We start from the raw sequence: 25,781 nt of genomic DNA on the forward strand, positions 1-25,781 counted from the left end.
GCACTTAGGAAGCATTATCATTTGTAGCTCGGGGGAGAATCTATGCAGTATTCACAGGTCACAGGGTTCAACTACTTACCGCTGGCGGTCGCCTTGATGGCTGCCGGCTTGCCTTTGTCCTACGCCCAAGCCGCCACGCCTGCGGCGAGCGAAGCCACGAGCCAGCGCGTGAATTTCAATATCGCCGCGCAATCGCTTACTGATGCATTGGACCAGTTCGCCCGGCAAAGTGGCTATCAGGTGATCTACGACGCGGCGCAAGCCACCGGTCTGCGCTCCACGACACTGAACGGCGAACATACGCCGCAGCAAGCCCTGGCCATTCTCACCAACGGCACTCACGCCCGTTACAGCCAGCCCAATGCCAGCAGTTTTGTCATTGATATCCCGGCCAGCGCCGGCGATACCTTGCAATTGTCGCCTGTGAGTATTTCTGGCAAGGCGCCTGGTTCGACCACCGAAGGCACCGGCTCCTACACCACGCAATCCTCCAGTAGCTCCAACCGCCTGAACATCGCACTCAAGGAAACACCCCAGTCCGTCACGGTGATTACCCAGCAGCGTATCGCTGACCAAAAGCTGTCGAACCTGACCGACGCGATGGAGGCTACGTCCGGCATCACCGTGGTCCGCGAAGGCCAGGGTGCGGATTCCGACGCTTACTACTCGCGCGGTTTCGCCATCACCAACTTTGAGGTCGATGGCGTGCCCACCTCATCGAGGATGGACAACTACACCCAGAACACCGCCATGTACGACCGGGTTGAAGTGGTGCGCGGCGCCACTGGCCTGATCAGCGGCATGGGCCAACCGTCCGCCACCATCAACCTGATCCGCAAGCGCCCCACCGCCACGCCTCAGGCCAGTATCAGCGGCGAAGCCGGCACTTGGGACCGTTACGGCACATCGGTGGACGTGTCCGGCCCGCTCAACGACGCCGGCAACATCCGTGGCCGCATGGTGCTGGACTACAAGAACCAACACTCCTGGGTAGACCGCTATAAACAGGACACCAACCTGGTGTATGGCATCAGCGAATTCGACCTCAACGAAAGCACCCTGCTGACCCTGGGTTTCAGCTACCAGACTGTGCACACCAATGCGCCGCCTCGCAGCGGTTTCCCACTGTTCGACAGTGCCGGCGGGCGTACGGATTTCAAGCGGTCCTACAACACCGCCGCCAATTGGTCCTACTACGATCACGACCAGACCAGCTATTTCGCCTCTCTGGAACATCAGTTCGATAACGGTTGGAGTGCCAAGCTCGACTTCACCCGCACCGAGAACAAATACGACTCGGCCATCGATTTTCTCTCCGGCAACCCAGACCCAGTCACTGGCCTGGGCGGCGTGGTGATCCCCAACAAATTCCAGGGCAACCCCAAGCAGAATGCAATCGACGCCTATGTCACTGGCCCGTTCGAATTTCTGGGGCGCGAACACGAACTGATTGCGGGCATGCAGTTGTCGCAGATCCGCAATACCAACGCGCCGGACTACGGCGGATGGATGCGCGCCTGGACCGGCTACAACGGCAACATCGGACCTATCTACGACTGGGACGGCGGCGCGCCCAAACCCAATTTCGAGAAGAAAGGCGAAGGGGATTTCAAAGAAAACCAGTACTCGGCCTACCTGACCTCGCGCTGGCATCTGAATGACGCCACCAGCCTGATCCTGGGCGGACGCCTGATCAATTGGAAACAGACTGATGACGTAACCTACACCGCCGCCGGCTACGACGACATCCATCTTGATCGTGAAGAAAACGGTGTGTTCATCCCTTATGGTGGCCTCGTCTACGACCTGAGCGACAGCTGGTCGGTGTACGCCAGCTACACCAAGATCTTCAGCCCGCAAAGCGACCAGACCGTCACGGGTTCCTACCTGGCGCCGCTGGAAGGCACCGGCTATGAACTGGGGGTCAAGGGCAGCTTCAACGACGACATGCTCAACGCCAGCCTGGCGTTGTTCAAACTCGAGCAGGACAACCTGTCGCAACCCGACGGCAACAACCTCACACCCACGAGTTTTCAGGCCTACAAAGCCGTGCAAGGCACCACCACCCAGGGCGTGGAACTGGAACTCAACGGCGAACTGGCCCAAGGCTGGAACGTTGCCGGCGGCTATACCTATAGCGTCAGCACCGACGCGGATGACAAGCGCATCGCCACGCAAATCCCCCGTCATAGCGTGAAGATGTTCACCACATACCGCCTGTCCGGCCCACTGGACAAACTGACCGTCGGCGGCGGCTTCAACTGGCAGAGCAAAACCGGCTTTGACCTGCGTTACTACACACAGGACAGCTACGCCGTGGCCAACCTGATGGCCCGCTATGAGATCACGCCAAACCTGTCGGCCTCGGTGAACCTCAACAACGTGTTTGACAAGGAGTATTTCACTACCACCAGCGCCGGGGTTTATGGGGCGCCGCGTAATGTGATGACGGGGTTCAAGTACGACTTCTAATAATGAACTGAAAGAGGTGTGAGCCGAATAGAGTCGCTAATCGGCTTATTTGGTGAGCCGAATAGCCCATTTATTCGGCTCACCGTCTTGCACGCACATCCCCACTCATTTGCCCGCTTATTTGCCCAGAATCCCCATGTCTGCTAGTGTCGCGCCGGTTTACCGTCTACCGGAATAGCCGCCATGGCCCGCAAAAAAGTTGCACTCGATTTCGAACAATCCCTCGCCGACCTGCAAACCCTGGTTGAGCGTCTGGAGAACGGCGAGTTGTCGCTGGAAGACTCGTTGACAGCGTTTGAGCAAGGCATCGGCCTGACCCGCGACTGCCAGAGCGCGCTCGCGCAAGCAGAGCAGAAGGTACAAGTGCTGCTGGAACGCGACGGGGAGTTAGCCGAAGAACCTTTCGATGCGGAACAGCCGGAATGATCGATGCGTATCAGGCCAGTAGCCAAGCCCGGGTCAATGCGGCGTTGGAACCCTTGTTTGTTGCGCCAAGCCCCGAACTCAAGCGTCTTTACGAAGCCATGCGCTATAGCGTGATGAATGGCGGCAAGCGTGTGCGCCCGTTGCTGGCGTATGCGGCGTGCGAGGCCTTGGGCGCAGACGCCGAGCAGGCGAATGGCGCGGCCTGTGCGGTGGAGTTGATCCACGCCTATTCCCTGGTGCATGACGACTTGCCGGCGATGGACGACGACGATCTGCGTCGCGGCCAGCCCACCACCCACAAAGCCTTTGATGAAGCCTGCGCGATCCTCGCCGGTGACGGCCTGCAAAGCCTGGCGTTCAGCGCACTGCTGGACCCGACGCTGAGCAGCGTGAATGCCGAGATCCGCTTGCGCATGGTCACGGCGCTGGCCGTGGCGGCAGGCCCGGCTGGCATGGTCGGCGGCCAGGCCATCGACTTGGGTTCGGTCGGCCAGAAGCTCGATCAACAAGCATTGGAATATATGCACCGCCACAAGACCGGCGCCTTGATTGAAGCCGCCGTGCACTTGGGCGCGCTGGCCAGTGGGCGTGCCGAAGCCGCTCAACTGGCGGCGTTGAAGACCTACGCGCTGGCCATCGGCCTGGCGTTCCAGGTGCAGGACGACATTCTCGACGTAGAAAGCGACACGGCCACCCTGGGCAAACGCCAAGGCGCCGATATCGCACGGGATAAACCGACGTACCCTGCGTTGCTCGGGCTGGAAGCGGCCAAGGCCTATGCCCTGGAACTGCGTGACCAGGCCCTGGACGCCCTGCGACCTTTCGACGCGGCAGCCGAGCCACTGCGTGACTTGGCGCGGTATATCGTCGAACGCCGGCACTGATAACGGCGGCCATTGCGGCCGCATATCGGCCAAGTTCGGCGCTCTGCGTGGGCAGTTCGCGATGCTTGAGGTAAACTGCCGCCTCTTCTATACCTATAACGATTCGCCTGATGCCCACGACGTTTCAAGAGATTCCCCGCAAGCGCCCGTCCACGCCCCTGCTTGACCGTGCTGTCACGCCGGCCGGCCTGCGTCGACTGGGTGAAGCCGAGCTGGAAACCCTGGCCGATGAGTTGCGCCTGGAATTGCTCTACACGGTCGGCCAGACCGGTGGGCATTTTGGTGCCGGGCTGGGCGTCATCGAGCTGACCATCGCCCTGCATTACGTGTTCGACACCCCGGATGACCGGCTGGTGTGGGACGTGGGCCATCAGGCGTATCCGCACAAGATCCTCACCGGTCGCCGCGAGCAGATGGGCACCCTGCGCCAGAAGGACGGCATTGCCGCCTTCCCGCGCCGCGCCGAGAGCGAGTACGACACCTTTGGCGTCGGCCACTCCAGCACCTCCATCAGCGCCGCGCTGGGCATGGCGATTGCCGCCCGCCTGCAAGGCAGCGATCGCAAGGCGATTGCGGTGATTGGTGATGGCGCGCTGACCGCCGGCATGGCCTTCGAAGCGCTCAACCATGCGCCGGAAGTGGACGCCAACATGTTGGTGATCCTCAACGACAACGACATGTCGATCTCGCGCAATGTCGGTGGCCTGTCCAATTACCTGGCCAAGATCCTCTCCAGCCGCACCTACGCCAGCATGCGCGAAGGCAGCAAGAAGGTGCTCTCGCGTCTGCCTGGAGCGTGGGAAATTGCCCGCCGTACCGAAGAATATGCCAAGGGCATGCTGGTACCCGGCACCCTCTTCGAAGAGCTGGGCTGGAACTACATCGGCCCGATCGACGGCCACGACCTGCCCACCCTGATCGCCACGCTGCGCAACATGCGTGACCTCAAGGGCCCGCAGTTCCTGCATATCGTCACCAAGAAAGGCAAAGGCTTCGCCCCGGCGGAAGTCGACCCGATCGGCTACCACGCCATCACCAAGCTGGAACCGCTGGACGCGCCTGCCGCCGCGCCGAAAAAGGCCAGCGGGCCGAAGTATTCCGGCGTGTTCGGCGAATGGCTGTGCGACATGGCCGCCGCCGACCCGCGCCTGGTGGGCATTACCCCGGCGATGAAGGAAGGCTCGGACCTGGTCGCGTTCAGCGAGCGTTTCCCGCTGCGCTACTTTGACGTGGCAATTGCCGAACAGCACGCGGTGACCTTCGCGGCCGGCATGGCCTGTGAAGGCGCCAAGCCGGTGGTGGCGATCTACTCCACCTTCCTGCAGCGCGGTTATGACCAATTGGTGCATGACGTCGCGGTACAGAACCTTGACGTGCTGTTCGCCATCGACCGCGCCGGCCTGGTGGGCGAAGACGGCCCGACTCACGCTGGCAGCTTCGACTTGTCCTACCTGCGCTGCATCCCCGGCATGCTGGTGATGACGCCGAGCGACGAGAACGAACTGCGCAAGATGCTCAGCACCGGCCACCTGTACAACGGCCCGGCCGCCGTGCGCTACCCGCGCGGTAATGGCCCGAATGCAGTGATCGAGAAGGACCTTGAGACTATCGAGATCGGCAAGGGCATCGTGCGTCGCCAAGGCAGCAAGACTGCGTTCCTGGTGTTCGGCGTGCAGCTGGCCGAAGCGCTGAAGGTGGCCGAGAAGATCGACGCCACCGTGGTCGACATGCGCTTCGTCAAACCCCTGGATGAAGCGTTGGTGCGTGAGATTGCCGGCAGCCATGAGCTGCTGGTGACCGTCGAAGAAAACGCCATCATGGGCGGTGCCGGCGCGGCCGTCAGCGAGTTCCTGGCGCGGGAAAACATCCTCAAGTCGGTGCTGCACCTGGGCCTGCCTGATGTGTACGTCGAACACGCCAAGCCGGCGCAGATGCTGGCCGAATGCGGGCTGGATGAAGCCGGTATCGAGACATCGGTTCGCGAACGCATGGCCTTGCTCGGCCTGTAACCCACGAAAGGTGGGAGCCTGCTCCCACCTTTGCTATGGATAGCCATGAAAAGCCTGCGCTTCGCCCTGCCCCTGCTGCTTTTGCCCGCTACTGATTTGCTCGCCGAGACGTTCGAGCGCGACGACGCTCTGAAACTCCCCAACGTAGTCATCAGCGCCAACCGTCAGGTCCAGGCCCGCAACGACAGCAGCGCCGCCAACACCGTCTTCACCCGCGACGATATCGACCGCCTGCAACCTACCAGCGTGACGGACCTCCTCAGCCGCGTCCCGGGTGTGCAGGTCGCGCCGACTGGCGGGCGTGGCAGCCTGCCGGGGATTTATATCCGTGGCACCAAGTCCGCACAAAGCCTGGTGTTGGTGGACGGCCAGCGCATCGCCAACACCACCTCTGGCGACAGCGGCCTGCAGTACCTGAACGTCGACCAGATTGAACGGGTGGAAGTGCTGCGCGGCTCCCGCTCGGTGATCTATGGCAGCGATGCGATTGGCGGGGTGATCCAGGTATTTACCCGGCGTAATGCCGAGCAGGGCCTACAGCCGCGCCTGAAAGTGGGCTTTGGCAGCCACCAAACGTGGGAGCGCAGCGTCGGCCTGTCCGGTGCCGATGAACGCACACGTTTCAACCTCGGCGCGAGCCTGGATGAGACCGCCGGCATCAACTCGACACACACTTCGTTCCCCAGCGATGGCGACCATGACGCCTACCGCAACCAGTCCGTCAGCCTGAACCTCAGCCACGCCTTCAGCGATGAGTTGGAAGCGGGTTTCAATCTGTTGGATAACCGTGGCAAGTCGGAGTACGACAACAGCTTCGGCCGCTACGACGTCGCCACCGGGCAAACCGGTGGGCAAAAGCCCTACACCGACTACACCGTGAGCAGCGCCAGCGGCTACGTGGATGCCCAACTCAACGAGCGCTGGCAGTCGCGCCTGGAACTGGGCCACAGCGAGAACCGCGATACCAAGCGCGACACCCTCAGTGACGATTTCAGCGTGTTCAACACCTACCGCGACTCGGTCAACTGGCAGAACGACCTGACACTCAATGACCAGAACAGCCTGATACTCGGCGGCGACTGGTATGAAGACCGCCTCCATGGCTCTACCACCTTTACCGAGAACAGTCGCTGGAACCGCGCCGCCTTTGTGCAGCATCGCTTCCACGGCGAAGGGTTCTCCACCGAGCTGGGCCTGCGGCGTGACCAGAACCAACAGTTCGGTGGGCAGAACAGCTGGAGCGGCACTCTGACCCTGCCGGTCAACCCGGACAATGAACTGCTGCTGAGCTACAGCGAGGGCTTCCGCGCCCCGACCTTCAATGATCTGTATTACCCGGACGAATACGGTTTCAAGAACAGTAACCCTGACCTGAAGCCCGAAACCTCGAAAAGCTACGAGATGCAATGGCGCAGCCGACTCAGCGACACCCGCCGCCTGGAAGCTTCGCTGTATCGCACCGATATCCAGGATGCGATCGTGTTCGGCAGCGACGGCCCGCAAAACGTCAGTTCGGCGCGCATCAACGGTTTCGAGGCCGCACTCAAGCAGGAGCTGTTGGGCTGGCAAAGCAGCCTGGGACTGGCGATGATTGATCCACGAGACCGCGATTCCGGGCGTACGTTGGCACGTCGCGCCAGGCGCACGTTGAGCCTGGACCTGGATCGCCAGTTCGACCAATTCGGCGTCGGCGCCAGCTGGCAGGCGGTCAGCAGCAGCTACGACGACCCGAAGAACCAGCAGCCGTTGGGAGGCTATGGGTTGCTCGGGTTGCGCGCCAGTTGGGCGGTGAACCGTGAAATCGTGCTGAACATGAAGGTCGATAACCTCCTGGACAAAGCCTACAGCCGCGCGCTGTATCAGTATCAAGGCCAGCAATATGGCTACCGGGAAGCTGGCCGGGCGCTGATGGTGGGTATGACGTGGACGCCGGACCTCTAACGGGGCGCGATCACCTCACACAACCGCGCCACCGCCTCCAACATCTGCCCGCTCGGACGCTCCAGGCCTTTATCCGGCACCACGCGCACCCGTTCCGCCATCGCCGGCCAGACCTTCCAGGCCTCCTTCTGCGCTTGATCCCCGACCAGAATCAATTCGGGATCACGCTGCAACACCGATTCAATGCTCACCTGCGGCGCGGGCAACTTGAGGTCATCGAACACATTACGCGCGCCGCACACACTCAACGCATCGCTGATGATCTGCCCGCCGCCCACGGTATACAGCGGCTGGTTCCACACTTGGTAAAACACGCGCAATGGCTCGGCACGCTGATAGCGCTGACGCAACTCGGCCAGGCGTTGGCGTAATTGCGCGGCCAATTGCCGGCCGGCTTCAGCACGACCCAATTGCTCGGCGATGGCCTGGACCTGGGTGGTGAGTTGTTCAAGGCTATGGGGTTCAGCGACGTAGACCGGGATGTTCAGGCGCTGCAACTGCTCACGCTGGGCTGGGCCGACGCTGCCGGGCCACAGCAGGATCAAGTCGGGCTTGAGGCTGAGCAGGCGTTCCATATCCAATTGGCCGTAATGCCCCACGGACGCCACGTGCGCCAGGGCAGCAGGGCGCTCGCCACCATCGAGCACACCCACCAGCACGTCGGCGGCGCCCAGTTCAGCAACGATTTCAGACAGGGACGGCGCCAGGCTGACCACCCGCTCGGCCGACAATGCCTGGGCACTCAACGCCAGCAGCAGGACCGCCAGCCAAGCACGCTTCATCCCAGTTGACGGGGGATGCGGTAGAGGTAGAACAGCACCAGCGTCGACAGTGCCAGCAGGAACAGCGGCACCGCCTCCAGGCCGACGAACACCGCCAGCGCGCCGATCCAGGCCGGAACCGCCGCCACCAGCAACGCCGTACGCCGACGGGCCGCCAGGGTGATCCAGGCAGCCGGTTCTTCGGGGGTATCGAGGGCTTTGGAGGTAGCGATCAACGCGTGTTTATAGCCGTTGAAGTAACGCAGGCTGAGAAACATCGAGGCCACGCCGGCAATGAAGAACGGCATGGCCAGCACTGGCAGCAAGGATTCGGCTTGGCCGAACACCAGGTTGATCACAAACAGGGGCAGCAGCGCCAGGGCCAGGTACTGCCACCAGTTGAAGGACAGTCGCCGTTTCACCTGGCCACGGGTCACGCGCGGTCGACCTCGCCCTGGTGCTCGTTGCCCATCATGTGGTCGAGCTTGCTTGCCTTGGTGGCCAGGTAGAGTTTGTTGTGCGGGTTGTGCCCGGTGTGCAGCGGCACGCGCTCGGCCACGGTGATGCCCATCTCGGTCAAGGCTTTGACCTTGCGTGGGTTGTTGGTCATCAAGCGCAGGGATTTGACGCCCAGGTGCTCCAGCATCGGCAGGCAGATCGCGTAGTCACGCTGGTCGGCGGCGAAACCCAGGCGCTCGTTGGCCTCGACGGTATCGGCGCCGCCGTCTTGCAGCTCGTAGGCGCGGATCTTGTTCATCAGGCCAATGCCACGGCCTTCCTGACGCAGGTACAGCAACACGCCACGGCCTTCACGGGCGATGGCCCGCATGGCGGCTTCCAGTTGCGAACCGCAGTCGCAACGCTGACTGAACAGCGCATCGCCGGTCAGGCATTCGGAATGCACACGACCCAGCACTGGCGCGCCATCCGCGATATCGCCCAGGCTCAGCACAACGTGCTCGCGCCCGGTGGCTTCTTCGAGGAAGCCGTTCATGGTGAACGTGGCAAAAGGGGTAGGCAGCTTGGAAGCGGCGACGAAAACGACGGGCACCGTGTGCTCCTGATTTCAGTTTTTACGATGGCGGCCATTGTAACAGCAGGTTCCTACAGACGCTTAAGCTGAATTATCGCTGATAAAGATCAATAGGTTCGATTGGCCTTCGCCTTGGTTCTATGCAGGTCAGAACGGATACGGCTGTTTCCAGTGCTCGAAAATCGCCTTTAACTCGCCGCTTTTCACCAGCGCCGCCATGCGCTGGTCGAACACGGCCATCAAGGCGCGACCTCGCTCGTTATCGGCAAACCCGATATAGAGCGGCAGTTCGGCGATGTGGGTCAGTGTGAACTTGGACGGGTCATCCGCCTGATTCAGCACGTACTTGGCCTCGGTCAGCGCATCGATGTAGAAGTCGGCCCGCGCGTGTTGCAGCATCGGCAAAATACCGTCGCGGCGCTCGATCTGGTTGAAGCGGTGCACATTGGGCAAGTACTCCTCGTACTTGTAGCCGCGCACCCAGGCCAGGCGGTAATTGCCCAGCGTGGCCACTGTCGGCGCCGGCGTGCTGGCCAGGCCGAGGGCGTAGATATGATCGGAATCGAAGTTCCAACACACCCGTGGCTTCATCGCGATAGGAACCGACCCAGCCATCCACCTCGCCGCGCTGGGCCAGGCCGACCGATCGTGTGTAGGGTACGGAGCGGGTCTGCAGCGTGATTCCGGCGGGTTCGAACACCTGGCGCAGCACGTCCCAGGCCAGGCCGCTGCCGTCTTTGTTGGTGTAGTCGTTCCACTCTTCACTGGCCAGCATGACCTTGCCGGGCACGTCCTGCGCCTGGACCAACGACGTAAAGGCACACAGCACTATCAGCAGCCAGCGGCGCACATCCATGGTGGCGACCTCCTACAGGGCCTTGCATCCGTGATTACGCTATAGAGGGTAGCGCAGCTCGCCGATTCAGGGCGCCCCGCGAAAATGTTGATAGCCACGAATGACCGGCGTGATGTCCTGCCCGCTGGCGTCGAGCAGCGTCACGCCCTGCCCCGCCTCAACCCGGCCGATCACATGGACCGGCCAGCCGTCGGCCAGCAACGGCGCCAGCTCGGCGGGTGGCAGGGTGAACGCCAGCACATAATCGTCGCCCCCGCTCAGGGCCGCCACGCGCGCGGCGTCATCGCCGACAAACGCCAACAGCGCCTGGGACAAAGGCAACCGCTGACGCTCGATCAACAGGCTGACAGCCGAGGCCGTGGCGATATGCCCGCAATCGGCCAGGAGCCCATCGGAAATGTCCATGGCAGACGTGGCCTTGCCGCGCAACGCCAGCCCCAGGGCCAACTGCGGTTGCGGCGACCAGTAATGGGCCAGCAGCGGGTCGGCGATGGCTGCGTCGGCACTGCGCTGGCCCAATACCAACGGCAGCGCGCCAGCCGCATTGCCCAATTCGCCACCGACACACAGCAAGTCACCCGGCTGCGCCCCGCTGCGGGTCAAGGCTTGCCCTGCAGGTACGCGACCAAATACGGTGAGGGTCAGGCTTAACGGCCCACGGGTGGTATCGCCGCCCACCAGGCCCACGCCACAGCTCTGCGCCATCAGGTTCAACCCCTGGGCATAGCGTTGCAGCCAATCGGCGTCGACCGTCGGTGTGGTGAGAGCAAGGGTAAAGGCGAGGGGGTTGGCGCCCATGGCGGCCAAGTCGCTCACCGCCACGGCCAACGAGCGCTGGCCCAGCAGGAACGGGTCGCAGGGGTCGGCAAAATGCACCCCGGCCACCAGTGTATCGGTGGAGATCGCCAGCTGCTCCCCGGCAGGGAGCGCCAGCAAGGCGCAGTCGTCGCCGATCCCAAGTGCAATGCCTTCGCCGCCTTGCGCACAGGGCGCGGCGGCGAAGTAATTGCGGATCAGCTCAAACTCGCCCATTCAGGACTCAAGCGCCAATTAGCGCTTGTACGCCTTCACTTCGGCTTCACGCAGGCGCGGTGCCAGCTTGTCGAGCACGCCGTTGACGAACTTGTGACCGTCGGTCGAACCGTAGACTTTCGCCAGTTCGATACCTTCGTTGATCACCACGCGGTATGGCACGTCGACGCGATACAGCAGTTCCCAGGCAGACAGGCGCATCACGCACAGTTCAACCGGGTCCAACTCTTCGATGGTCAGGTCCAGGCAAGGTGCCAGGGCCGTGTCGATCTCGGTCAGGTGCGCATGCACACCGTGCAGGATGTCGTGAAAGTACGGCAGGTCGGCGAAGGTGAAATCGTTGTCGACGCGAAACTGTGCTTCGATCTCGTTCAACGACGCGCCCGCCAGGTGACGCTGGTACAGCGCCTGGGTCGCCAACTGACGAGCAGCGCGACGCTTCTCGTTCTTGGACGGCTTGCCAGCATCGGCTGGACGTGGCTCGCGCGGGTTGAAGTTGTCGCTCTCGTCGGAAATCACTTGGCCTCCAACTGCGACAGCAGGCTGACCATTTCCAGGGCGGACAGGGCAGCTTCAGCGCCTTTGTTACCGGCCTTGGTGCCGGAACGCTCGATGGCTTGCTCGATGGAGTCAACGGTCAGCACGCCGAAAGCGACTGGCACGCCAAACTCCATGGACACCTGGGCCAGGCCCTTGGTGCATTCGCCAGCCACGTATTCGAAGTGCGGAGTACCGCCACGAATGACCGCGCCCAGGGCGATGATCGCCGCGTATTCACCCTGTTGAGCAACTTTTTGCGCAACCAGTGGAATTTCGAAGGCGCCAGGCGCGCGGATGATCGTGATGTCGCTCTCGCTCACACCGTGGCGAACCAGGGCGTCAACGGCACCGCTTACCAGGCTTTCAACCACGAAGCTGTTGAAGCGGCCAACCACCAGGGCATAGCGGCCTTTGGGGGCGATGAAGGTACCTTCGATGGTCTTCAGGGTCATTCGACAAATCTCTTAAAGAGCCGGGACGCGTGTATGACGCGCCCCTTAGTGATGTTTGAACCGCGAACAAGGGGCGAAAATCGCCGGCCTTTATTCGGAGGGCACGTATTCTACTACTTCCAGGTCGAAACCGGATATCGCATTAAATTTCATTGGCGCACTCATCAAGCGCATTTTACGCACGCCCAGGTCACGCAGGATCTGCGAACCGGCACCGACGATGCTGTAGGTGGTCGGTTTTTTCACCGGCGCGTGGTCAGCTGTTTCGCGGATATGCGCCAGCAACACATCGCCATCCAGCGGGTGACCGAGCAACAGCACCACACCACTGCCAGCCTCGGAAACCGCAGCCATGGCGGCGCGCAGGCTCCAGCGGCCCGGCTGCTTGACCATCAGCAGGTCACGCAGCGGGTCCATGTTGTGCACACGCACCAGGGTGGGTTCTTCGGCGCAAATGGTGCCCAGGGTCAGGGCCATGTGCACGTCGCCTTCCACTGAATCACGGTAGGTCACCAAATTGAATTGGCCCAGTTCGCTGTCCAGTGGCTGCTCGGCAATCCGCTGAACGGTACGTTCGTGGATCATGCGGTAGTGAATCAGGTCGGCAATCGTGCCGATCTTGAGGTTGTGTTCGGCGGCAAAGGCTTCGAGTTCGGTGCGACGGGCCATGGTGCCGTCGTCGTTCATCACTTCGCAGATCACCCCGCTCGGCTCGAAACCGGCCATGCGCGCCAGGTCGCAGGCGGCTTCGGTGTGGCCGGCGCGGGCCAGGGTGCCGCCCGGTTGGGCCATCAACGGGAAGATGTGACCGGGGCTGACGATGTCTTCGGCCTTGGCGTCTTTGGCGGCGGCGGCCTGCACGGTACGTGCGCGGTCGGCGGCGGAGATGCCCGTGGTGACGCCGGTGGTGGCTTCAATCGAGACGGTGAACTTGGTACCAAAACCCGAACCATTGCGCGGCGCCATCAACGGCAGCTTGAGCAACTCGCAGCGCTCACGGCTCATGGGCATGCAGATCAGCCCGCGGGCGTGCTTGGCCATGAAGTTGATGTGCTCAGGCAGGCAGGCCTCGGCGGCCATGATGATGTCGCCTTCGTTTTCGCGGTCTTCGTCATCCATCAGGATGACCATCTTGCCTTGGCGGATGTCTTCAACCAGTTCTTCGATGCTATTGAGCGCCACGCGGCACCCCCTTGGTCAGGATTTCAGGTAGCCGTTAGCGGCCAGAAAACTTTCAGTGATGTTCCCGGCGGCTGGCTCTGCGGCCTTATCGCCCAACAACAGGCGCTCCAGGTAACGGGCAAGCAAGTCCACTTCCAGGTTCACCCGGCGACCTGGCTGGTAAGACGCCATGATGGTTTCGCTGAGGGTGTGGGGAATGATGGTCAGTTCAAATTCGGCGCCGTTCACGGCGTTCACGGTCAGGCTGGTGCCATCGACGGTGATCGAGCCTTTGTGGGCGATGTACTTGGCCAGCTCTTTCGGCGCGCGGATGCGGAATTCGACCGCACGGGCGTTCTCGCTACGCGCGACCACTTCACCGACGCCGTCCACATGGCCGCTGACCAGGTGGCCGCCCAGGCGGGTGGTCGGGGTCAGGGCTTTTTCCAGGTTGACCGGGCTGCCGGCCTTGAGGTCGTTCATCGCGGTGCAGTCCAGGGTTTCCCGGCTGACATCGGCGGCAAAACCGTTGCCTGGCAACTCGATGACGGTCAGGCACACACCATTGATGGCAATGCTGTCGCCCAGTTTGACGTCGCCCAGGTCGAGCTTGCCGGTTTCAACCGACAAGCGAACATCGCCGCCTTTTGGGGTCATTGCACGAATGCTGCCGATGGATTCGATGATGCCGGTGAACATGGCCTTCTCCTGGAAAACGGTACGGGACACTTGAGCGTCCGGTCAGAATTATACGCTCGCTGCTGGCACAGGGATGGCAGTGACTCGCCAGTCGTCGCCTACAGCGCGCATTTCAGTGATCTTGAGTTGGGGGGCATCGGCCAGTTTCTCAAGCGGCCAGTCCAACAAAGGCCGGGCGGCGGAGCCGAGGAATTTGCCGGCGATGAAAATCACGTATTCATCCACCAGGCCTTGCTGGGCAAATGCACCGGCCAGGCTTGGGCCGGCTTCCACCAGCACTTCGTTGACGCCACGGGCCGCCAGCGCAACCAGCGCCGAGCGCAGGTCAACCTGGCCGTCTACGCCCGGCACCACCAGGCACTCGGGGCCACGGGGGAACTGGTTTTCCGGGGTCACGCAGGTGATGACCAACGCCGGGCCGGCCTTGAAGAATGGCGCATTGAGCGGCACGCGCAGGCGGCCGTCGATCAGCACGCGCAACGGCGGGCGCGACATGGCCAGGGCCGTGGTGGCTTCATCCAGGCCGAGTTCGGCGGCGCGCACGGTCAGGCGTGCGCCGTCGGCCAGCACCGTGTCGGCGCCGGTCAGCACCACGCTGGCCTCGGCGCGCAGGCGCTGCACGGCGGCACGGGCAGCCGGGCCGGTGATCCATTGGCTTTCGCCACTGGCCATCGCGGTGCGGCCGTCCAGACTCATTGCCAGCTTGACCCGCACGAAGGGCAGGCCGTGCTCCATGCGTTTGAGGAACCCCGGATTCAACGCGCGAGCTTCTGCTTCCAACACACCGCTGCGCACTTCGATACCGGCTTGAGCCAAGCGCTGCATGCCGCGCCCCGCCACTTCCGGGTTCGGGTCCTGCATGCCGGCGACGACACGAGCCACGCCCGCCGTGACCAACGCATCCGCGCAAGGCGGCGTACGCCCATGGTGACTGCACGGTTCGAGGGTCACATACACCGTGGCGCCACGGGCTTTGGCTCCGGCGGCGCGCAGGGCGTTGGGTTCGGCGTGGGGTTCGCCGGTACGCTCATGCCAGCCTTCGCCGACAATCTGCCCGTCACGCACAATCACGCAACCCACGCGCGGGTTGGGATGGGTGGTGTACAGGCCCTTGCGCGCCAGTTCCAGGGCGCGGGCCATGTAATGAGCATCGAGCACAGCTTGTTCGGCAGACGGTGGGTTCATTCTTTGGCAGGCTCACGGGCCAGGCGGTCGATCTCTTCGCGGAACTCATTGAGGTCCTGGAAGCGTCGATACACCGAGGCGAAACGGATGTAGGCAACTTCGTCGAGCTTTTGCAACTCGCCCATCACCAGTTCTCCAACCACCAGGCTCTTGACCTCGCGCTCGCCGGTCGCACGCAGCTTGTGCTTGATGTGCACCAGCGCCGCCTCCAGCCGCTCGACACTCACCGGGCGTTTTTCCAGGGCGCGCTGCATACCGGCGCGCAGTTTTTCTTCGTCGAAAGGCTGGCGGCTTCCGTCGGATTTGATCAGACGCGGCAATACCAGTTCGGCGGTTTCGAAGGTGGTGAAACGTTCACCGCAGGCCAGGCATTCGCGCCGGCGACGTACTTGATCGCCCTCGGCGACCAGACGCGAGTCAATGACCTTGGTGTCGTTGGCACCGCAGAAGGGACAGTGCATGGTAGGCAGGCAACAAATAAAGGGAGGGCCATGGTAGCGCATCCCCGTGGCAAGACAAGCCATAGCCTTTACGGTATATAGGCTGACTATTATGTTTCATATTTTTCAAGCCACGGATTTTGTCCTTTCTGGAGCCGTACATGCAGTTACGACCACTTGTTTTGCTCACCCTGTTCAGTTTCCTGGTCGCCTGCAGCAGCGAAGCCCCCAAGCCGGCCGCACCTCAGCCCACACCGGCCCAAGAGAAAAAAGTCCCCGGCCTTGAAGACATGGGCCCCCTGCCCGCCTACCAGCGGGAAATCAGCGGCAGCCTGACCAACATTCCGGCGGGCGCCGAAGTCGAGATGGCGTTGCTGGTGATCGATGACCGTTCACGCCCGCAACAACTGCTCGCCAGCAGCGTGTTGAGCGGCAACGGCAAGCCCCTGGCCTTCCGCCTGCGCTTCAACCCCGAGGCGTTCCCTGCCGGTGCGCGGGTTGAACTGCGTGGCCGCGCCAGCCAGTCCGGCCAACTGATCCTGCACCTGCCCGCCGTGCGCATCACCCAGGCGATCACCCAGACCACCGGCCCCCTGCAACTCGTCAAGGCACCATGACGCCACCGCTGGACCTGCAAGCCGCACTGAGCGAACTGATCGGCGACGCGCACCTGGTGCCCTGCCCGCTGCCGGGCACCGCGTTGTCGTTGTGGCTTCTGGATGCAGACAACATGGACCGCGCCTTCAGCCCCGAAGAAACTCGGCGCATCCTGCATGAACCGCCCTACTGGAGCTTTTGCTGGGCCAGTGGCCTGGCGCTGGCGCGGTACCTGGCGGCGAACCCGCAGTGGGTCGCGGGCAAGCGCGTGCTGGATTTTGGCGCGGGCTCCGGCGTGGCCGGGATTGCGGCGGTCAAAGCCGGCGCGCTGGAAGTGGTGGCCTGCGACCTCGACCCGTTGGCGCTGGCATCCTGCCGGGCGAATGCCGAACTCAACGGCGTAGAGCTGGGTTATTCGCAAGACTTCTTCGCCGAGGCCGACCGCTTCGACCTGATTCTGGTGGCGGATGCGCTCTACGACCGGGCGAACCTGCCGCTGCTGGATCAGTTCCTCACGCGAGGCCGCGAAGCGTTGGTAGCGGATTCACGCGTACGGGATTTTCAGCACCCGGATTATCGGCGGCTGGAGATTCTTGATGCGCTGACGTTGCCGGATCTGGCGGAGCCTTGGGAGTTTCGCAAGGTGAGTCTGTACCATTCGCGGCGCTCTTGAGACCTTCGCGAGCAAGCCCGCTCCCACATGTGACCGCATTCCCCTGTGGGAGCGGGCTTGCTCGCGAAAGCGGTGCCGGATCACCGCACTTTCAGCCAGGCTCGCCAGCCCTTATAGTTGCGCCATTCCCGCTTTATTCGAGACGCCCCATGAGTGAGCCCACGCCGTACATCTTCGATGTCACCACCGCCAATTTTGACCAGGCAGTGATCCAGAACTCCTTCGAAAAACCCGTACTGGTGGATTTCTGGGCCGAGTGGTGCGCGCCGTGCAAGGCGTTGATGCCGATGCTCGCGAAAGTTGCCGAGAGTTATCAGGGTGAGTTGCTGCTGGCCAAGGTCGATTGCGAGGCCGAGCAGGATATTGTTGCGCGCTTTGGCATTCAAAGCCTGCCGACGGTGGTGTTGTTCAAGGACGGCCAGCCGGTGGACGGTTTTGCCGGGGCGCAGCCGGAGTCGGCGGTGCGCGCGATGCTGGAGCCGCATGTACAGATGCCACCACCGGCGGCGGCGGATCCGTTGGAGCAGGCCCAAGCGTTGTTTGCCGAGGGTCGCATCAGCGATGCCGAGGCCGTGCTGGTGGCATTGCTGGGCGAGGACAACACCAACGCTGCGGCGTTAATCCTGTACGCGCGCTGCCTGGCTGAGCGTGGTGAGTTGGGCGAAGCCCAGACCGTGCTGGACGCCGTGAAGAGCGACGACCACAAAGCCGCCCTCGCCGGCGCCAAGGCGCAGATCACCTTCCTGCGCCAGGCTGCCGACCTCCCGGACGCCGCCGACCTGAAAAGCCGCCTGGCGCAAAACCCGCAGGATGACGAAGCGGCCTATCAGCTGGCGATCCAGCAACTGGCGCGCCAGCAGTACGACGCAGCGCTGGAAGGTCTGCTCAAGCTATTCATCCGTAACCGCAGCTACAGCGAAGGCCTGCCACACAAGACCTTGCTGCAGGTGTTCGAACTGCTGGGCAATGATCACCCGCTGGTGACCGTGTACCGCCGCAAGTTGTTTGCCGCGCTGTACTAATCGCCGACCCAGCTGTACAGCGGCGTATCGGCGCCGCTGGCCACTTTCACCTTCGAACTGTGGCGCAGGCGCACCAGCAGGCGCTTGCCTGACGCCGCATCGCCGGCCAAGCCTTCCAACTGATCCAGCAACTCCAGGCCGCTGAGCTGCCCGGCCTTGCGCAACAGGTCCTGGGCGTTCTGCCACAGGTCGTCATTCTGCTTCACCGGTGTCGCTGTCGCTGCGGCGGGTACAGGCGTCGCCTGCAACTGTGCGCCCAGCCGTGCCCAATCGCCGTCGTCCAGTTCCAGGGTCAAGTCCACCGGCAAGTCGCCGACGGTTCCACGAATTCGCAACATCGTCCATCCTCCTGCAGTTTTTCTGACAGGCATGCTCCCATGCGGCTTGCGCAACGCCAAGCGGGCGGTCAAACTCTGGCACTATTGTTATAAGATCACATAACAAAACTTTCATGTTCTGGAGCCTTCTCATGCGCCGTCTGTTGCTTGCTTTGCCGTTCGCCCTACTGCCATTGGCGGTTGCCCACGCTCATGATGATCACGACCATGAACACGGCAGCCTTGGCGCCCACGAACATGGCGTCGGTCGCCTCAACGCAGTGCTCGACGGCCAGGCGCTGGAGCTGGAGCTGGACAGCCCGGCGATGAACCTGGTGGGTTTCGAACACTTGGCCACCACCCCGTCGGACAAAGCCAAGGTCGCCGCCGTGCGCAAACAGCTGGAAAACCCAGCCGCCCTGTTCAACCTGCCTAAGGGTGCCGGTTGCGTGGTCAGCAGCCAGGAGCTCAATAGCCCGCTGTTTGGCGACAAGCCTGAAGCGGACCACGACGACGATGATGACCACGATCACGACGCCAAAGACGGCGCCCACGAACACCATCACGACCACAGCGAAATTCACGCCCATTACCAGTTCACCTGTGCCACGCCGACGGCCTTGAGCAACCTCGACCTGACCCAGGTCTTCAAGACCTTCCCCGCCACCCAGAAAATTCAGGTACAACTGATCGGCCCGAGCGGCCAGCAAGGCGTTGAAGCGACGGCCACAGCAGCCACCCTGAAGTTCTGAGTTCACATGACCCACGCATTGATCGAACTGTCTGACCTGGGCTTCAACTGGCCCGGTCACCCGCAGTTGCTGGACATCCCCGCGTTCCGCCTGGACGCGGGGGAAACCCTGTTTCTCAAGGGCCCGAGCGGCAGTGGCAAAACCACGCTGCTGGGACTGCTTGGCGGCGTGCAGACACCCAACCAGGGCAGCATCCGCCTGCTCGGCCAGGAGCTGACCGAGCTTTCGGCCGGCGCCCGCGACCGCTTCCGCGTCGACCACACCGGCTACATCTTCCAGCAGTTCAACCTGCTGCCGTTCCTGTCGGTGCGCGAGAACGTCGAGTTGCCCTGCCACTTTTCCAAATTGCGCGCGCAACGGGCGAAACAGCGCCACGGCAGTGTCGACCAGGCCGCCGCCGCTTTGCTCGCACACCTTGGGTTGAAAGACAAAGCCCTGCTGGAGCGCCGCGCCGACTCGCTGTCCATCGGCCAGCAACAACGGGTGGCCGCCGCCCGTGCATTGATCGGCCAACCGGAGCTGGTGATCGCCGACGAGCCCACTTCGGCCCTGGACTACGACGCCCGCGAAGCCTTCCTACAGCTGTTGTTTGCCGAATGCCGTGAAGCTGGCGCCAGCCTGTTGTTTGTCAGCCATGACCAGAGCCTGGCTTCGCTGTTCGACCGCAACCTGTCGCTGGCCGAACTCAATCGCGCCGCCACGCCCGCAGAGGTTTGAGATGTATCTGTTCCGTCTAGCCATGGCCAGCCTGGCTAACCGCCGCTTTACCGCGATCCTCACCGCGTTCGCCATCGCGCTTTCGGTCTGCTTGCTGCTCGCGGTAGAGCGGGTGCGCGTCGAGGCGCGCAACAGTTTCGCCAGCACCATCAGCGGCACCGACCTGATTGTCGGCGCGCGTTCCGGCTCCGTAAACCTGCTGCTGTACTCGGTATTCCGCATCGGCAACGCCACCAACAACATCCGTTGGGACAGCTTCGAGCATTTCGCCGCCAGCCCCCAAGTGAGGTGGGCCATCCCGATTTCCCTGGGTGACTCCCATCGCGGCTACCGCGTGATGGGCACCAACGAATCCTACTTCGAGCACTACCAATACGGCCGCAAGCAAAACCTCGAACTGGCCAGCGGCCGCGCCTTCGCCACCGACCCGTTTGAAGTGGTGCTCGGTGCAGAAGTGGCTGACGCCCTGCATTACAAACTGGGCGACAAACTGGTGCTGGCCCATGGTGTGGCGGTGGTCAGCCTGGTGAAACACGATGACAAACCCTTCACCGTGGTCGGCATTCTCAAGCGCACCGGCACGCCAGTGGACCGCACATTGCACATCAGCCTCGGCGGCATGGAAGCGATCCATATCGACTGGCACAACGGCGTGCCAGCCCAAGGCAAAGGCCGCATCAGTGCCGACCAGGCGCGCAACATGGACCTCACGCCGCAGGCCATCACCGCGTTCATGCTCGGTCTGAACAACAAGATTTCCACCTTCGCCCTGCAACGGGAGATCAACGAATTCCGTGGCGAGCCGATGCTGGCGATCCTGCCCGGCGTGGCGCTGCAAGAGCTGTGGAGCATGATGGGCACCGCCGAGAAAGCGCTGTTCGTGATCTCGCTGTTCGTAGTGCTCACCGGCTTGATCGGCATGCTCACGGCGATCCTCACCAGCCTCAACGAACGGCGTCGCGAAATGGCGATTTTGCGTTCGGTGGGTGCGCGCCCGTGGCATATCGCGACACTGCTGATCTTCGAAGCCTTCGCCCTGGCGTTGTCTGGCGTGGTTGCCGGCGTTGGCTTGCTCTATGTGTGCATCGCCGCCTCGCGCAGGTATCTGCAGGCAAACTACGGCCTGGACCTGCCGATGTCGTGGCCGAGCGAATATGAATGGACGCTGCTCGCCGGTATCCTGGGCGCTGCGCTGTTGATGGGCAGCGTGCCCGCGTGGCGCGCCTATCGGCAATCCCTGGCCGATGGCCTGTCCATACGTTTATGAGGAAGGCTTCGATGCGTCGTGCGCTGTTTGCGTTGTTGCTGCTGGTGGCCGTGCCCGTATGGGCCGATGAGCAGCCCAAGGATTTGTCGTGGCAGGAGATGATTCCGCCGGATGCACCGCCGGAAATCCCCAATATGAAACCGCTGCACGACTTGTCGAACATGGCCGATGCCTTGTCGGTCGAGGCAGCGCCAGCGGCCAAGCAGGACTTGCACAACGCCCCGGTGGTGCAAAGCCTCGACGGCCAGCACATCCGACTGCCGGGCTACATCGTGCCGCTGGAAGTCAGTGAGGAAGGCCGCACGACGGAGTTCTTGCTGGTGCCGTATTTCGGCGCGTGCATCCATGTGCCGCCGCCGCCGTCGAACCAGATCGTGCATGTCAAAAGCGAAATCGGCGTGAAGCTCGATGAGCTGTACCAGCCGTACTGGATCGAAGGTGCGATGCAGGTCAAACCGTCCACCAGCGAGCTGGCCGATGCCGGTTACCAGATGGAAGCCGAGAAAATTTACATGTACGAACTGCCTGAATAAGGCTGATCGCCCTTTCATTGAGCTGAGTCAAAAGACCGGACGGAACGATCTTTACCATTGGACGTACAACTTTTAAACGTCCTTTGGAGCTCCCATGAACAAGTCTCTGCTCGGCGCGTCCCTCTTCGCGCTCGCCCTCGTCGCCCCCGTTGCACACGCTCACGAAGCGGGCGACATTCTGGTGCGCGCCGGTGCAATCACCGTGAACCCGAAGGCGGACAGCGGCCACGTCAAGGTTGACCAGGGCCCGCTGGCCGGCACCAACCTGGGCGGCAAGGCGACCATGAGCAGCGACACCCAACTGGGCCTGAACTTCGCCTACATGCTGACCAACCACGTCGGTATCGAGCTGCTGGCCGCCACGCCGTTCGAACATGATGTGAAGATCAAGGGCACCGCCCTGAGCCCGGCCAACGGCAAGCTCGGCACCCTGAAACACCTGCCGCCAACCTTGAGCGTCGTGTACTACCCACTCGACAACAAGTCGGCCTTCCAACCGTACGTGGGCGCCGGTATCAACTACACCTGGATCTACGACGAACACGTCGGCAGCCGTGCCCAGGGCGCAGGCTTCAGCAACTTCAAGGCTGAAAACTCCTGGGGCTGGGCCGCACAGATCGGCGCGGACTACATGATCAACGACAAGTGGATGATCAACGCCCAGGCGCGCTACATCGACATCAGCACCAAGGCCACCGTGGAAAACAACGGCGTGGCACCAGGCACTCGCGCCAAGGTGAACGTTGATGTGGACCCGATGGTTTACATGGTGGGTATTGGCTACAAGTTCTAAATCCGCCGCACAAAAAAAGGCGCCTGTTTCAGGCGCCTTTTTTTATTGGCCGTGGCGGTAAAACCGATCCAGCAACGCCGGCAACCCCGCCCGCCATGCCCGTGGCTTGATGCCAAAGGTGTGAAGGATTTTCTTGCAGGCAAGCACCGCGTGTTGCGGTTCTTCACTCGCATCCGGCCGGGCCGCGTGGGCCTGGGCGGTAGGCGATTCGATTGCCAGCGGATGGTAGCTGCGCGCTTCGGTGAGGATCGCCTGGCCCAGCGCCAACGGTGTGGTCGCTTCCTGGCCGGCGTAGTGATAAGTGCCCCACAGCGGCGCCGCACAATCGAGTTGCTTGAGCACCGAGATGATCACCCGCGCGGCATCGTCCACCGGCGTCGGGTTGCCGCGACGGTCGTCCGCCATCAGCAATTCATCCGGTTTCTCGGCCCGAGCCAAAAAGCGCCCCAGAGTGCCGTCGACACTGTCATCCAGCAGCCAGCCAAACCGCAGCAACACATGTTGCGGGCAAGTGGCGCGCACACTCTGCTCGATACGCCACAACGCCTGGCCGCGCAGGCCCAGGGGCACAGGCTCGTCTTTTTCGCTGTAGGCGGTGGCGCGGGAGCCATCGAACACGCGGTAGCTGGACGGTTGCAGCAGGGTGATGTTGTGGTGCTGACACAGCTCGGCCAGCCGCTCGATGGCAAATTCCTGGGCAGCCAGGCGGGTTTCGCTGACCGCTTCGGCCTGGAACCAGTCGAAATAGTAGGCGAGGTTGATCAACGCATCGGGACGGGTGTCGTCGAGCAATTGGGTGAGGCTCGCGGCATCCCAGCCGTCTTGGGGCGGTTTGGGTGCGAGGAAACCGATGTCTTCCTCTGCACCGAGGCGAATCAGCGCCTGCCCGAGGGCATTCCCGCCGCCCAGTAACATAAGGCGCATTCGCATAGATTGAGCAGGCCCGGTCTGTTTGGAACGAAGGTTTTCTGGTCTTGGCCAGAATCGTTGCATTTTGCGGGTTTGTAGCGCAACCGTCACGGATTAACTATCTTCGCGCCTGCCTCCGTCGGTTCATGCTCAAGGGCCGCCCGCGCCGGCACCATGACCTGCTGTGGATAAGTCTGAGCGAAATGCACTTCGTCACAGTTATCCACAAGCTTTTTCAGGCGCTGGTTGAACGCGCGGCTCACCGCATATTGCCCGCCCGACACCGTGCGGAACTGCGCCGTGAGTACCACGCCGTTGAGGTCCATCTTGTCGACGCCGAAGACTTCCAGCGGGCCTTGCAGGTTGTATTTGAGGAACACGTCATCCCGGATCGACTGCCCCGCCTCGCGGATCAGCTCCACCGCCTTGTCCACGTCCGTGTCGTAGGTGAACTGCACCGAGAAGAACGCGTAGGCAAATTGCCGCGATTGGTTGGTGACCGCCTTGATCTGCCCGAACGGCACCGAATGCACAAAGCCCTTACCATCGCGCAGGCGCAGGGTGCGGATGGTCAGGCCTTCGACAGTGCCGGCGTGGCCGGAGTCGAGTACCACCCAGTCGCCGATGGACAGCGTGTCTTCGATGATGATGAACAGCCCGGTAATCACATCTTGCACCAACTGCTGCGAGCCAAAACCAATGGCCAGGCCGACCACGCCGGCACCGGCCAGCAGCGGTGCGACGTTGATCCCGAGGTTGGCCATGGTGGTGATCGCGCAGATCACCACCAGGATGATCTTCACCGCATTACGCAGCAGCGGCAGGATGGTTTTCACCCGCGTGCTCGGTTGGCGACTGGAGCGCTTGTTGACCGGCGGTTTCAGCGCTTCCTGGATCGCCGTGTCGAGCACCACCCAGAACAGCCAGGTCATCAGCAGGATCAGGCCGATGCTGCTGAGGGAATCACTGATCGCCCGGCCCACCGAGTTGCGCTGGGCGAACTCGAACAGCGACACGCCCCAGATCCGCCCGAGGATTTCGATAAACGCGATGGCCATGACAATGCGCAGGATCGCGTGCAACAGGCTGAGGAAGCGTTCCTTGTACGCGCTGCTGCGCTGGATCGCCACTTGGCTGCGGGACTTGAACAGGTGTTGCAGCACCGTGCTGAGGAACACCGTGCCGATCAGCAGGATTGTGCTGAACAGCGCGCAACGCAGGACTTTCTGGTTGTCGTCACCAGCACCAATCAGGTTGATCGCCGACACCAGCACCATCAACAGGATCGGCCAATACCACAGGCCAGAAAATATCCGCAGCGATTGTTGCAGCGCCGGATGTTTAAGACGTTGAGCCAATGGCCGGTTGCGGATCAGGTGGGCCACCGGGCGGCGCAGGCGGACCACCAGCATGCCGAAAATCACCGCCGCAAACAGCCCGGTAAACACCGCGATGCTGCTGGTGATATTGCCACCGAGCTGGCGGGCGATCTGTGGGCTGGTCAGCGCGTCGCTGAGGGCGGCGAGGAAGCCGATCAGGAACAACGGCTTGGGGCAGTAGCTGCGAATGATCCGAACCGCCGGGCGCTTGTGCCCGACATTGAACATCACAATCACGCACAGCAGCATCGAGGTGGAAAAGATACCGCTGCTGGTGGCGTAGGCAAAACACAGCGCCAGCGCGCGGCCTACGGAGGTGGGCAGAAAGTGACTGACGTAAAGCGTCAGCGGCAGACAGACAAGCGCGGGAATCGTGTAGGGAATCACATACCCGAGCACCGCCAGCAGGCGTTCGCGCCGCTCGAAGAAGGCACGGCGTCCCAGGCGCTTTACGATAAATCGCCCCAACAACGTCAGCGCCACAAAAGCGCCTACCCACACGCCGGACAGCAGCAGGAAATCCCCCGCCACGCTCCAGGGTGAGCGCGCAGCGGTTTGGTTGACCAGCCGCCCAACCTCGTCGGCCGCTCGGTCCGCGCGCAGGCGCCACTCATCGATCAGGTTCTGATTGAGATCGAGCTTTTGCTGTACGTCATCAATGCTGGAACTGATCGCCCCCAGCAACCCGCCCTCCACCAGCAACTCCGGCTTGGCCGGCGCTTCAGGTTCCGGCGCGGTGGCCGCCGCTTGCAGTGCGCCACTGCCGCAAAACAGCAGCGCGCCGAGCAGTAATGCAGTCTTGAGATTCAGCAAAACACCGAGCTCCTTCAGAAGGGTCTGTAAGGAACTGACGGGTTTGAACGTTGATCGTTCCCCTTCAGCGGCATCTTTATGCCGTCTGTAGGACGCTGGAAACTTTCCGTTAAAAATC

At 62.4% G+C, this 25,781-nt stretch carries 26 protein-coding genes and 1 pseudogene; 13 read left to right on the top strand and 14 right to left on the bottom strand.

The genetic code is table 11. The annotated features are described in order from the left end of the window. Positions 1-42: 42 nt before the first annotated feature. The 5 genes from H096_RS09920 (at position 43) to H096_RS09940 (ending at position 7,732) form a co-directional block, all read left to right on the top strand. Positions 43-2,472, top strand: a complete 2,430-nt coding sequence (locus H096_RS09920) for a TonB-dependent receptor (RefSeq protein ID WP_033897950.1) — start codon at positions 43-45, stop codon at positions 2,470-2,472. A 183-nt stretch (positions 2,473-2,655) separates the two neighbouring features. Next, positions 2,656-2,898, top strand: coding sequence for an exodeoxyribonuclease VII small subunit (locus H096_RS09925; protein ID WP_003176346.1), 243 nt, complete (start codon positions 2,656-2,658; stop codon positions 2,896-2,898). After that, the gene (gene ispA, locus H096_RS09930) at positions 2,895-3,782 is read left to right on the top strand and encodes a (2E,6E)-farnesyl diphosphate synthase (protein WP_016978549.1); all 888 of its coding nucleotides are present in this window, start codon (positions 2,895-2,897) and stop codon (positions 3,780-3,782) included. Before H096_RS09925 ends, ispA begins: the two co-directional genes overlap by 4 nt. Before the next feature lie 110 nt (positions 3,783-3,892). After that, complete coding sequence (gene dxs, locus H096_RS09935) at positions 3,893-5,791, top strand: 1-deoxy-D-xylulose-5-phosphate synthase (protein WP_033897951.1); 1,899 nt, start codon at positions 3,893-3,895, stop codon at positions 5,789-5,791. A 45-nt stretch (positions 5,792-5,836) separates the two neighbouring features. Next, entirely contained in the window at positions 5,837-7,732 is a 1,896-nt protein-coding gene (locus H096_RS09940; RefSeq protein ID WP_033897952.1) for a TonB-dependent receptor, read from the top strand. On the opposite strand, the gene H096_RS09945 is transcribed toward H096_RS09940, so the two are convergent. The 11 genes and pseudogenes from H096_RS09945 to nrdR all read right to left on the bottom strand — a co-directional run bounded on the left by H096_RS09945 (position 7,729) and on the right by nrdR (position 15,912). Beyond that, positions 7,729-8,514: a cobalamin-binding protein gene (locus tag H096_RS09945; protein WP_033897955.1), complete on the bottom strand. Its 786-nt coding sequence runs from the start codon at positions 8,512-8,514 to the stop codon at positions 7,729-7,731. The two genes, H096_RS09940 and H096_RS09945, sit on opposite strands and share 4 nt — an antisense overlap. Next, the gene (locus H096_RS09950; RefSeq protein ID WP_033897956.1) at positions 8,511-8,930 is read right to left on the bottom strand and encodes a nuclear FMR1 interacting 1 family protein; all 420 of its coding nucleotides are present in this window, start codon (positions 8,928-8,930) and stop codon (positions 8,511-8,513) included. Before H096_RS09950 ends, H096_RS09945 begins: the two co-directional genes overlap by 4 nt. Then, positions 8,927-9,544 (bottom strand): GTP cyclohydrolase II, encoded by a 618-nt coding sequence (gene ribA, locus H096_RS09955; protein ID WP_016978544.1) that lies wholly within the window; start codon positions 9,542-9,544, stop codon positions 8,927-8,929. Before ribA ends, H096_RS09950 begins: the two co-directional genes overlap by 4 nt. 129 nt (positions 9,545-9,673) lie before the next feature. Beyond that, a pseudogene (locus tag H096_RS09960) lies at positions 9,674-10,382 on the bottom strand (transporter substrate-binding domain-containing protein). Positions 10,383-10,448: 66 nt separating this feature from the next. Continuing rightward, positions 10,449-11,414: a thiamine-phosphate kinase gene (gene thiL, locus H096_RS09965; protein WP_033897958.1), complete on the bottom strand. Its 966-nt coding sequence runs from the start codon at positions 11,412-11,414 to the stop codon at positions 10,449-10,451. 18 nt (positions 11,415-11,432) lie between these two features. Next, positions 11,433-11,933: a transcription antitermination factor NusB gene (nusB, locus tag H096_RS09970; RefSeq protein WP_010206836.1), complete on the bottom strand. Its 501-nt coding sequence runs from the start codon at positions 11,931-11,933 to the stop codon at positions 11,433-11,435. Continuing rightward, positions 11,930-12,406: a 6,7-dimethyl-8-ribityllumazine synthase gene (gene ribE / locus H096_RS09975; protein ID WP_003176356.1), complete on the bottom strand. Its 477-nt coding sequence runs from the start codon at positions 12,404-12,406 to the stop codon at positions 11,930-11,932. Before ribE ends, nusB begins: the two co-directional genes overlap by 4 nt. A gap of 90 nt (positions 12,407-12,496) precedes the next feature. Continuing rightward, a complete protein-coding gene (gene ribBA, locus H096_RS09980) occupies positions 12,497-13,588 on the bottom strand; it encodes a bifunctional 3,4-dihydroxy-2-butanone-4-phosphate synthase/GTP cyclohydrolase II (protein WP_033897960.1) in 1,092 nt (363 codons plus the stop codon). Between the two features lie 15 nt (positions 13,589-13,603). After that, on the bottom strand, positions 13,604-14,266 hold the full coding sequence (locus tag H096_RS09985) for a riboflavin synthase (RefSeq protein ID WP_033897961.1): 663 nt from the start codon (positions 14,264-14,266) through the stop codon (positions 13,604-13,606). A 48-nt stretch (positions 14,267-14,314) separates the two neighbouring features. Then, entirely contained in the window at positions 14,315-15,451 is a 1,137-nt protein-coding gene (gene ribD, locus H096_RS09990) for a bifunctional diaminohydroxyphosphoribosylaminopyrimidine deaminase/5-amino-6-(5-phosphoribosylamino)uracil reductase RibD (protein ID WP_033897962.1), read from the bottom strand. After that, on the bottom strand, positions 15,448-15,912 hold the full coding sequence (gene nrdR / locus H096_RS09995; protein ID WP_010206843.1) for a transcriptional regulator NrdR: 465 nt from the start codon (positions 15,910-15,912) through the stop codon (positions 15,448-15,450). The genes ribD and nrdR overlap by 4 nt, the downstream gene beginning before the upstream one ends. Before the next feature lie 140 nt (positions 15,913-16,052). Between nrdR and H096_RS10000 the strand changes: the two genes are divergently transcribed. The 3 genes from H096_RS10000 (at position 16,053) to trxA (ending at position 18,183) form a co-directional block, all read left to right on the top strand. Then, a complete protein-coding gene (locus H096_RS10000; RefSeq protein ID WP_033897963.1) occupies positions 16,053-16,508 on the top strand; it encodes a YbaY family lipoprotein in 456 nt (151 codons plus the stop codon). Beyond that, positions 16,505-17,161 carry a 50S ribosomal protein L11 methyltransferase gene (locus H096_RS10005; protein WP_033897965.1) on the top strand — a complete coding sequence of 219 codons (657 nt, stop codon included), beginning with the start codon at positions 16,505-16,507 and terminating at the stop codon, positions 17,159-17,161. The genes H096_RS10000 and H096_RS10005 overlap by 4 nt, the downstream gene beginning before the upstream one ends. Before the next feature lie 149 nt (positions 17,162-17,310). Further along, positions 17,311-18,183, top strand: a complete 873-nt coding sequence (trxA, locus tag H096_RS10010) for a thioredoxin (protein ID WP_033897966.1) — start codon at positions 17,311-17,313, stop codon at positions 18,181-18,183. Here trxA and H096_RS10015 read toward each other — a convergent pair. Then, positions 18,180-18,521, bottom strand: a complete 342-nt coding sequence (locus H096_RS10015; protein ID WP_033897967.1) for a hypothetical protein — start codon at positions 18,519-18,521, stop codon at positions 18,180-18,182. The genes trxA and H096_RS10015 overlap by 4 nt on opposite strands. Positions 18,522-18,652: 131 nt before the next feature. Here H096_RS10015 and H096_RS10020 point away from each other — a divergent pair, with 131 nt between their 5' ends. The 5 genes from H096_RS10020 to H096_RS10040 all read left to right on the top strand — a co-directional run bounded on the left by H096_RS10020 (position 18,653) and on the right by H096_RS10040 (position 22,562). Further along, entirely contained in the window at positions 18,653-19,252 is a 600-nt protein-coding gene (locus H096_RS10020; RefSeq protein ID WP_033897968.1) for a DUF2796 domain-containing protein, read from the top strand. A 6-nt stretch (positions 19,253-19,258) separates the two neighbouring features. Continuing rightward, entirely contained in the window at positions 19,259-19,969 is a 711-nt protein-coding gene (locus H096_RS10025) for an ABC transporter ATP-binding protein (protein ID WP_033897969.1), read from the top strand. A gap of 1 nt (position 19,970) precedes the next feature. Then, the gene (locus H096_RS10030; RefSeq protein ID WP_033897970.1) at positions 19,971-21,236 is read left to right on the top strand and encodes an ABC transporter permease; all 1,266 of its coding nucleotides are present in this window, start codon (positions 19,971-19,973) and stop codon (positions 21,234-21,236) included. Between the two features lie 11 nt (positions 21,237-21,247). Beyond that, entirely contained in the window at positions 21,248-21,769 is a 522-nt protein-coding gene (locus H096_RS10035) for a DUF3299 domain-containing protein (protein WP_033897971.1), read from the top strand. A 94-nt stretch (positions 21,770-21,863) separates the two neighbouring features. Beyond that, positions 21,864-22,562, top strand: coding sequence for an OmpW family outer membrane protein (locus H096_RS10040; protein WP_016978527.1), 699 nt, complete (start codon positions 21,864-21,866; stop codon positions 22,560-22,562). 42 nt (positions 22,563-22,604) lie between these two features. Here the strand turns inward: H096_RS10040 and H096_RS10045 are convergent, their stop codons facing one another. Both H096_RS10045 and H096_RS10050 read right to left on the bottom strand, forming a co-directional pair. Next, positions 22,605-23,492: a sugar nucleotide-binding protein gene (locus H096_RS10045; protein WP_082461511.1), complete on the bottom strand. Its 888-nt coding sequence runs from the start codon at positions 23,490-23,492 to the stop codon at positions 22,605-22,607. Positions 23,493-23,578: 86 nt separating this feature from the next. After that, positions 23,579-25,663 carry a mechanosensitive ion channel domain-containing protein gene (locus H096_RS10050; RefSeq protein ID WP_033897973.1) on the bottom strand — a complete coding sequence of 695 codons (2,085 nt, stop codon included), beginning with the start codon at positions 25,661-25,663 and terminating at the stop codon, positions 23,579-23,581. Between the last annotated feature and the right edge of the window lie 118 nt (positions 25,664-25,781).

This window comes from Pseudomonas sp. FH1, assembly GCF_000510895.2.
In the GTDB taxonomy this organism is placed as follows: domain Bacteria; phylum Pseudomonadota; class Gammaproteobacteria; order Pseudomonadales; family Pseudomonadaceae; genus Aquipseudomonas; species Aquipseudomonas azotoformans_A.

What these genes read in the sequence shown, in the direction of transcription:
- H096_RS10025 (WP_033897969.1), top strand. Translation starts at nt 19,259, where the DNA reads ATGACCCACGCATTGATCGAACTGTCTGACCTGGGCTTCAACTGGCCC.
- H096_RS09985 (WP_033897961.1), bottom strand. Translation starts at nt 14,266, where the DNA reads ATGTTCACCGGCATCATCGAATCCATCGGCAGCATTCGTGCAATGACC.
- H096_RS10015 (WP_033897967.1), bottom strand. Translation starts at nt 18,521, where the DNA reads ATGTTGCGAATTCGTGGAACCGTCGGCGACTTGCCGGTGGACTTGACC.
- thiL (WP_033897958.1), bottom strand. Translation starts at nt 11,414, where the DNA reads ATGGGCGAGTTTGAGCTGATCCGCAATTACTTCGCCGCCGCGCCCTGT.
- H096_RS10045 (WP_082461511.1), bottom strand. Translation starts at nt 23,492, where the DNA reads ATGCGAATGCGCCTTATGTTACTGGGCGGCGGGAATGCCCTCGGGCAG.
- H096_RS10035 (WP_033897971.1), top strand. Translation starts at nt 21,248, where the DNA reads ATGCGTCGTGCGCTGTTTGCGTTGTTGCTGCTGGTGGCCGTGCCCGTA.
- H096_RS10005 (WP_033897965.1), top strand. Translation starts at nt 16,505, where the DNA reads ATGACGCCACCGCTGGACCTGCAAGCCGCACTGAGCGAACTGATCGGC.
- H096_RS10000 (WP_033897963.1), top strand. Translation starts at nt 16,053, where the DNA reads ATGCAGTTACGACCACTTGTTTTGCTCACCCTGTTCAGTTTCCTGGTC.
- H096_RS09940 (WP_033897952.1), top strand. Translation starts at nt 5,837, where the DNA reads ATGAAAAGCCTGCGCTTCGCCCTGCCCCTGCTGCTTTTGCCCGCTACT.
- trxA (WP_033897966.1), top strand. Translation starts at nt 17,311, where the DNA reads ATGAGTGAGCCCACGCCGTACATCTTCGATGTCACCACCGCCAATTTT.
- H096_RS09925 (WP_003176346.1), top strand. Translation starts at nt 2,656, where the DNA reads ATGGCCCGCAAAAAAGTTGCACTCGATTTCGAACAATCCCTCGCCGAC.
- dxs (WP_033897951.1), top strand. Translation starts at nt 3,893, where the DNA reads ATGCCCACGACGTTTCAAGAGATTCCCCGCAAGCGCCCGTCCACGCCC.
- H096_RS10030 (WP_033897970.1), top strand. Translation starts at nt 19,971, where the DNA reads ATGTATCTGTTCCGTCTAGCCATGGCCAGCCTGGCTAACCGCCGCTTT.
- H096_RS10040 (WP_016978527.1), top strand. Translation starts at nt 21,864, where the DNA reads ATGAACAAGTCTCTGCTCGGCGCGTCCCTCTTCGCGCTCGCCCTCGTC.
- ribD (WP_033897962.1), bottom strand. Translation starts at nt 15,451, where the DNA reads ATGAACCCACCGTCTGCCGAACAAGCTGTGCTCGATGCTCATTACATG.
- ribE (WP_003176356.1), bottom strand. Translation starts at nt 12,406, where the DNA reads ATGACCCTGAAGACCATCGAAGGTACCTTCATCGCCCCCAAAGGCCGC.
- H096_RS09945 (WP_033897955.1), bottom strand. Translation starts at nt 8,514, where the DNA reads ATGAAGCGTGCTTGGCTGGCGGTCCTGCTGCTGGCGTTGAGTGCCCAG.
- H096_RS10020 (WP_033897968.1), top strand. Translation starts at nt 18,653, where the DNA reads ATGCGCCGTCTGTTGCTTGCTTTGCCGTTCGCCCTACTGCCATTGGCG.
- nrdR (WP_010206843.1), bottom strand. Translation starts at nt 15,912, where the DNA reads ATGCACTGTCCCTTCTGCGGTGCCAACGACACCAAGGTCATTGACTCG.
- ispA (WP_016978549.1), top strand. Translation starts at nt 2,895, where the DNA reads ATGATCGATGCGTATCAGGCCAGTAGCCAAGCCCGGGTCAATGCGGCG.
- H096_RS09920 (WP_033897950.1), top strand. Translation starts at nt 43, where the DNA reads ATGCAGTATTCACAGGTCACAGGGTTCAACTACTTACCGCTGGCGGTC.